This is a genomic window from Pseudoalteromonas sp. SG41-2 (assembly GCF_014164535.1).
GTDB classification, from domain to species: domain Bacteria; phylum Pseudomonadota; class Gammaproteobacteria; order Enterobacterales; family Alteromonadaceae; genus Pseudoalteromonas; species Pseudoalteromonas rhizosphaerae.
This window is the reverse complement of sequence record NZ_JACJFK010000058.1, coordinates 1-5,117: the sequence shown is the minus strand read 5'-3', so window position 1 is coordinate 5,117 and position 5,117 is coordinate 1. Positions and strand designations below refer to the sequence as shown.

Below are 5,117 nucleotides of genomic sequence, written 5' to 3'. Positions count from 1 at the left end.
GCGGGGTAAACCCGCTGCTACGAATGCGTAGACTCGAATTTACTTGTGCAAAAATGAAAGGCAGGGCACTAATCAGCGGCTGTATTAGCGCCTAGCCAAACAACATCCATGTTGTTAAAGAGCGGGTAAATCAATATTGTTTAATAAGTTTGCTGTGCAGTGATAACGTCATCATCATTATTATCACGCTCAAAGTTCAGGTTGAACTGGCCTTGCCGTGTAATAGTAAAAATGGCGCGCGTCCATTTTTCTGGTTGGTGTTTAGTGGCATTCTCAAAAAGGGTGATGAATAAATCGACTATCTCGTCTGTCACGGTAATTGGCTGTTCACTAGAGTCATCGGCTTTTTTAAAGTGAGCTTGGCATTCAAGTAAACCTTTATCTTCGCAATTTAAAATGAGTTGGGCTTCAAGCCACGGCTCTTTTATTTGCTCGTAAAGGAACTGACCTAGGTGTTGTGGAACGTTTTTAATATCTGGTTGCATATGCTGTCCTTAGCATTATAAATGTCATAATTAGGGAGAGCTCCTTAATTCATGAGGGATTTTTAAATTACTTTATTTTTTCTAAATAATTTTCAAATTCAAGATTCCGATGCTTATTTGTTAATAGTTGATTGATTTTTAGCATTACGTCAATCTCTTTATCACTAGGATCGTTAAATTGTAATGAAATAAATGGAGCACGATGATCAAAAAATACCTTCGTAAGTTCCAATAGTACTCCATGGATTATCTCGCAAAAAAATTGAGTTATCTGTTCATCTGTTAGATCTTCATCATAAAGGTCATCAAATATTTCTTCTATCCTTTCATTAATGTCGTTAAATGCCTCATATTCGTAAAAAATATTATTCCACTCAGATACAGAGTATTTGATTATTAGCCAATCGCTTTCAGGAAATTTTTCTTTTTTCTTTTCCAAATAATCATTAGAGTTCCAAGAAAAGCCAAATGCACTAAAGCCTGAATCACAATGAATAGCTATTGAATTTATATCCTTATACTTGTGAATCAACTTTTTTAAGAGCGCTTTATAAATATTACTTAGATCTTCGACAAGTTGATTTTTTTCTTGTTCAAGATTCATATTGTTCTACCTTTCGATATTGTTGCCCATTGCTCTAATACTTTGAGTATCGCTTTTTTATTGCCCCGAGATGTATTCAACATTTCATTTAGTTGAGCCTGAGGCTCTAATCCATGCTGTCCTTTTATGAGAGGCGCCCAAGCAAAATTCTCCTTAGATAATAAAGGATTAATACCTACATCTTCAAGAATTTTCCGATTTGAAACACCATATTTACCACCTCCTTTCTTCTCTACTAAATGGTGAGCATGATTGGGAGGTCCGGGATATTTAGTTCCTGATATTTCTTCATAATATTTTTCCAATTGTCTCCCCACATGTTTTTACCACTTTTTAAAGAGCCGAAATATATAGCATCCTGTATTTCGTTTGAAGATAACCCTTCATTTGCAAGCTTTATTTTCCATGCTCTAAAATCTTTGCGTTTTAACGTAAAGAACTCATTGGCATACTTTTCAATTAATAAGCTATTAGAAAGCTGCTTATTTGCTTTGTTCTTAGCCCCCTTTAAATCATTCCCTTTCGGCGGCTCAAGCTCATTGGCAACGGTTTTCTTCGGTTTGCCCACTACACCCGTGCTTGCCGGTGGCTCAAACTCATCGAGGGCTTTGTTTACGCGATTGCCAATTTCATTTGCGGCGTTTCTTACCCCTTGGTCTATTTGCGGGGTGACTTCATCAAGTTGTTTGACCATGGCTTGCATGCCGTCAATGGCCGAGTCTGGCAGTAGGAGGTCGTATTTCCAGCTGGTTGAAATATCTTGCAAGGTATCTCTAAAGCTTTTAATAATTGCTTTGACTTCACTGGCGGCTTGTTTGCCTAAGTCTTGCCAGTTTATTTTACGTAAATACTGAACAGGGTCACCTTTGCCTACTTTCGTTGGGTAAAGAGCCGGAATACTGCAATAGCGCCTTCCATCGATTCGTTGCTGTCATTGGCTTTATCATCAAATAATAATTCGTTGTGGGCTGCGGGGGAATTATGTCGTGGGGTAAACCCGCTGCTACGAATGCGTAGACTCGAATTTACTTGTGCAAAAATGAAAGGCAGGGCACTAATCAGCGGCTGTATTAGCGCCTAGCCTACCAACATCCATGTTGTTAAAGAGCGAGTAATTATTAATACGTTCAGTTTATTCTGGTTTTGGTGGGTTTACATTAATTAACCAATCAGGAATATACTCATTTTCAACGCTGAGCTGATAGCCTTTGACTTCTTTAGCGATAACAGCCATTGCGGTTAGTGGTATTGAAATGGCGCCACGGTCATTCCACATGCGCTCTTCATCACTGTAATATTCTTGGTGCAGTAATAAAGCTTTTTCCATGGTGCTGTTGTAGGCTTGCTCACCATTTTCGGTGAAAATCGCTTCGATAACAGAGACCAACGGCCACTTGAGACGACTGGCATACAAATACGCTTCATCAATAGGGTAATCATCCGGGTTAGAGGTGATATACGCTTGCTCTAGCAGGTGCGCTAAGTCGGCGCTTGGGGCGAACAGTCCTTTGAGTAAATCAGCTAAGGCATAATCAAACGGTTTGAGTTGATTGCCGTAATTAGAGTTTACAAACACCTCATTGTCGATGGTGGTTAAAAAATCTATGGCGTCTTGGTTGCGTACGATAATCGCGGCATATAAAGCAAGTAGCCAAACAGGATGCTCTGCATTTTCAGGGTTTTTCTTGCCAACCACCTCTAGGTATTCATCGTCATAAAAAAATGGAAAGGCTTGACCATCATTGGCGTTACTTTGAAAAATACCGAGGCCTAATTGCGATGCGCGTAGCAAGTACAGCCAGGCATGGTAGCTATTAGGGTTTTCAATGGCTTCCATTGGGAAAGTGTCTATTAGGTTTGTTTTAAAGCTAAAATACATTTGGTAGCCAGGGTTTTTCTGGATCATAGTAATTTCATCTTCTTGCAATCTATTATATAACTTGATTGCTCTTTCATAGCTTCTTTGTGCAAAGCTGTAATGGCTTTTAATCATCTAAAATAACTCCTTAAAATCCGATATCAAAAATAGACACATCAATGGTCTCGATTAAGCCATTGTCATTGGCTTTTTGTTGTATGCCAATATATTCAATACCCTGTTTTCTTTTTGCAATTCTTAACTCATCCAGCATATCTTCAATGCCTTCAACCTGCTCAGTAAACGCTTTTTCGCCGACTTTACCATAGCGAGGGTCTTTTGTGAGGCGTTTCATCTGCTCGGTATAATTATCAATCACAGAATCCATGTACTTGGCGGAGCCTTGCTGTGCACGTTCCTCTCCAGCTATTCTGCTACCCCATGTTGCATTACCGCCTTTGGCTTCCATGATAAGGACTTTACCATCTTCGATGACATACACTTGGTCAAACTCGCCTTGTTTGCCGTTACCGGGTAATTTGGTGTTTAACGGTTTGGCGTTAGGGTAATTTTGTTGTACGTAAATGCGTGCGGCTTCTTCACCTAAATCTTCACTGGCCAATCGCATGGCTTTTTGTGCATCTGTTAATGCTTTAGCGTCGCCTGCCAGTAATGCAGCGTCACGTTGTGCAACGGCTTTATTACGTGCTGTTTCTAATGTTTTTAAACGCTTTCTTGCGGCTGAATCTAAGTTGCTGTGTTTAATTTTTAGTTTTTGTGAAATGGTGTTAAACACATCGATTTGGTCAGATACAGTAACTAACGCGCCATTTTCATAACGCAGTTTCGGTGGTTTACTCCCATCTATGCGCTGTATGATAACTTTACCGTCTGCATTGGTGTATGCACGGTAGTTGCCACGAATATCATCGGGAAGATTCTCTAATAAATAGTCAGCATGGGCTTTGGCTGACACCTGCGTGGTTACGCCTCGGTTGGTACCTGGTTGTAATGTCGCATCGGGTTTGTCAATGTGCTCAATTAATTTAGGTTGCTCAGGCGACACGGTATGCGAGGTGGTTTTGTTAAGTTGCTTGCGTTTGAGTATGTCGGCCATCTCGACTAATGAGCGATTCGCATTGACGAGATGCTTGGATTTACTTGCCGCAGAGGCTGCGGCTCCCGCACCGCCCGTTAACAGCGCTAATAATATCTCAAACGCCATAACACCGGTTAAACGTTGTTTATCAACGTAGGAATGCGCTTCAATATAGTCATACGGGAAGCGCGCTAATGCACTGCGGGTGTCTGCATCGTCCATTAAGGCAAGTAATAGTTCAAACGCCTGTGATAATGCGCTGGTCGTTTTTTGGCTAAAGGCTAAAATGGTTTCAAGTTCTTGTTTAACAGCGTTTTTATCACCACTTGCAACGGCGTCAATCATTCTAAAACAGGCCGAATACACACTGATATTGATATCAATCCCTAGTACGACTAAATCAGCGATACCCGTTACAAGGGATTTAGCGCCTTGATACAGACCCGTTGCTCTTGCGCCGGTTTCAATCATCCATTGGGTAAAAAAGTCTTCTTGCTCAAAAATGGCATCCCCAATCGCGGCTTGCCTGCGAATTTCATCAAGCATGGAGGTAAGGTGTTGATTGAATTCTTTGCGCAATTGAATAAGGCGTTGCTCATCGGCTTGGGTGGTTGCTGACAATGTCACTTGGCTTTTACCTTGTGGTAAATTAGCCAAGGTTGCTACGCCATTCGCCAGGGTGCCGGTGTGTTCAACACCATCATTATCAATAATATGGTAGTCAACACCTTCAATGGCAGAGCCATCATCGTAGAAGTATTCAAGTTCAAGCTGAGCGAGTGCGCCTGCAGATAGCGTATTGTCACTTAAATCAAACGCGGTGATTTGGCTAATACTCGCAGGACTTGAGGCACTTGGGCTACTGGCTGTTTGCGGGCTTTCTATATCGTAATCAACTGGCCCATCAAAGGTGACAATGTTGCTGTCGAGGGTGAGTATATTGGTAGCGATGATGGTGGCGTTGCCTTGGCTATCGAGTTTAATTTCGCCGCCGGCGTTATGAATGATTAAATCGCCTTGCCCAGAGCCTGTGATGTTAATTGACTTACTGGTTTGTAAAAACGTTGAACC

General features: G+C 41.3%; 4 protein-coding genes and 1 pseudogene. All 5 read right to left on the bottom strand.

All coding sequences use genetic code 11. The annotated features are described in order from the left end of the window. Positions 1 to 140 precede the first annotated feature (140 nt). Positions 141 to 485 carry an immunity protein YezG family protein gene (locus tag H5186_RS22080; protein ID WP_182785410.1) on the bottom strand — a complete coding sequence of 115 codons (345 nt, stop codon included), beginning with the start codon at positions 483 to 485 and terminating at the stop codon, positions 141 to 143. Between the two features lie 67 nt (positions 486 to 552). Next, complete coding sequence (locus H5186_RS22075) at positions 553 to 1,089, bottom strand: DUF4303 domain-containing protein (protein ID WP_182785409.1); 537 nt, start codon at positions 1,087 to 1,089, stop codon at positions 553 to 555. Positions 1,090 to 1,324: 235 nt separating this feature from the next. Further along, on the bottom strand, positions 1,325 to 1,855 hold the full coding sequence (locus H5186_RS23200) for a hypothetical protein (protein ID WP_259400400.1): 531 nt from the start codon (positions 1,853 to 1,855) through the stop codon (positions 1,325 to 1,327). A gap of 366 nt (positions 1,856 to 2,221) precedes the next feature. Then, positions 2,222 to 3,082, bottom strand: a complete 861-nt coding sequence (locus H5186_RS22060) for an immunity 49 family protein (protein WP_182795003.1) — start codon at positions 3,080 to 3,082, stop codon at positions 2,222 to 2,224. 13 nt (positions 3,083 to 3,095) lie between these two features. Beyond that, positions 3,096 to 5,117 (bottom strand): annotated as a pseudogene (locus tag H5186_RS22055) (type IV secretion protein Rhs); the annotation flags it as partial.

Coding starts and splice junctions, on each gene's coding strand:
- H5186_RS22080 (WP_182785410.1), bottom strand. CDS start 485: ATGCAACCAGATATTAAAAACGTTCCACAACACCTAGGTCAGTTCCTT.
- H5186_RS22075 (WP_182785409.1), bottom strand. CDS start 1,089: ATGAATCTTGAACAAGAAAAAAATCAACTTGTCGAAGATCTAAGTAAT.
- H5186_RS22060 (WP_182795003.1), bottom strand. CDS start 3,082: ATGATTAAAAGCCATTACAGCTTTGCACAAAGAAGCTATGAAAGAGCA.